2 protein-coding genes are annotated in these 1,972 nt (G+C 50.0%); one reads left to right on the top strand and one right to left on the bottom strand.

From position 1 onward, the window contains the following. Positions 1–121 precede the first annotated feature (121 nt). Positions 122–1,108: a GlxA family transcriptional regulator gene (locus tag ACTHTS_RS10800; RefSeq protein WP_440370023.1), complete on the bottom strand. Its 987-nt coding sequence runs from the start codon at positions 1,106–1,108 to the stop codon at positions 122–124. A gap of 97 nt (positions 1,109–1,205) precedes the next feature. On the opposite strand from ACTHTS_RS10800, the gene ACTHTS_RS10805 reads away from it, so the two are divergent. Then, on the top strand, positions 1,206–1,972 hold a 767-nt coding region (locus ACTHTS_RS10805; RefSeq protein ID WP_440370024.1), incomplete at its 3' end, for an MBL fold metallo-hydrolase.

The raw sequence follows: 1,972 nt of genomic DNA on the forward strand, positions 1-1,972 counted from the left end.
TGGGTAAGGGTGGGAAGGGTTTACCTGTTGAGGTCGTCTGAAAAGTACAGGCTGCTTTTTGGGTTTTCAGACGACCTTCAAAGCAGCCTGCACTCAGGTGTTTGGGATTGACTAACGCGAGCTATCTGCCAAATACTTTCCGCCAGGCATTCGGATTGATTTTAAATTTGGCTTTGAACTGTAAACGCAGGTTTGCCGCGCTGCCGAAGCCGCTTTGTTCGGCGATGCGTTCTATCGGTAAATCTGTATTTTCCAACAAGTCCTGTACCTGCCATAGCCGCTCTGTGGTGAGCCACTCACCGAAATTCATACCTGTGGCTTGAGAAAAATGGCGGATAAAGGTTCGGTGGGAAACGGCTAATTTTTTTGCCAAATCGTCCAAGCGGTATGGGGTCGCAAGGTTTTGGCGCAGTTCGTCCAATAAGTGATTGATTTTGTCATCGGCGGTACGACGTTCGACAGGTCGGTGGATAAACTGTGCCTGCCCGCCTTCGCGGTGTGGTGCCGCAACCAAGGTACGGGCAAGGTCGTTGGCAACGGTTGCACCGTGGATTTTGCGGATGAGGTACAGGCAGCAATCCAGCCCGCCCGCTGCACCTGCCGATGTTAAAAAGTTGCCGTCTTCCGCATATAGGCGGTTGGTATCCAGATGAATTTTAGGGAAACGGCGGACAAAGTCGTCTTCGGCAAGCCAGTGGGTGGCGGCGGTTCTGCCGTCTAAAAGTCCTGTGTAGGCAAGGGCGTAAGTGCCGTAACATAGGGCGGTGATATGCGCACCACGTTGTACTGCTTTCTGTAAATGTGTACTCAACTCGGGTGTCGGGGCTTCTTCAATATTGCGCCAGCCTGCGATGACGATGATGTCGGCTTCTTCTGTCAAATCCAAGCCGCCGTGTACGGGAATGCTTGCGCCCAGTGCCGTGATGACGTCTTTGCTGTCATCGGAACAGATTTTCAGGTCAAAGAGCGGATTGTCCCGATAGGTCGTCTGAAAAACAGAAAAGGGAATGTTGAAGACAAAATCATTCATGCCCGATTGAGCATATAGCACGATTTTGGGAACAGTTTGATTTTGGCGAAACTCGTTACGCTCGTTTTCAGACGACATTTTGGCACTATCCTTGCGTTTGTTGGCAATATTGCCTATTTTAGCCGATACACCTGCAGCTTAAAATACGCTCCATAATTTTCTAAGGAGCAACATCATGAAATCCAAGCAATTTATTCTTGCCACTGTTTTGGGCGCGACAGCCTTTTCCGCTTGGGCAGACGATTCATACCAACATATCCGTAACGCTACCGCCAAAGTCGAATATGCGGGGCAGACTTTTTTGATTGACCCGTTTTTCGCACCCAAGCACTCCATGAACGGCTTTGCCGGCACGTTCAATAACCAAGCCAAAATGCCGCTGGTCGGGCTGCCGATGAGCGTGAATAAAATTTTGGACGGTGTGGATGCAGTTATCGTTACCCATACTCATGAAGACCATTGGGACGAAACTGCCGCACGCTCCATTCCGAAAAAACTGCCCGTATATGTGCAGCACCAAGCCGACGCGGCAAAAATCCGCAGCCAAGGCTTTACTGATGTACGCGTGTTGAACGGCAGCGCTGTCTTCAACGGCGTAACCATCAGCAAAACCGGCGGCGTACACGGTACAGAAGCTATGTATGCCAACCCGCAGCTAGCCGAAATCTTAGGTGATGCAATGGGTGTAGTATTCCAAAGCAGCGGACATAAAACCGCTTATATTATGGGTGATACTGTGTGGACGGCAGATGTAAACAAAGCATTGAACCGCTACAAACCTGATTATCTGATTATGAACACGGGCTACGCGCTGATTTCAGGCATTTCAGACGGCATTATTATGGGGACGGCTGATGTATTAAAAGCCAGCCAAGTCATGCCTAAAGCCAAAATCATCACCGTACACATGGATACCGTGAATCATACCGCCGTCAGCCGCGC

Source organism: Neisseria sp. P0019.S003 (assembly GCF_051957115.1).
In the GTDB taxonomy this organism is placed as follows: domain Bacteria; phylum Pseudomonadota; class Gammaproteobacteria; order Burkholderiales; family Neisseriaceae; genus Neisseria; species Neisseria flavescens_D.

Excerpts from the sequence above, each read along its gene's own strand:
- ACTHTS_RS10800 (WP_440370023.1), bottom strand. The coding sequence starts at position 1,108 with ATGTCGTCTGAAAACGAGCGTAACGAGTTTCGCCAAAATCAAACTGTT.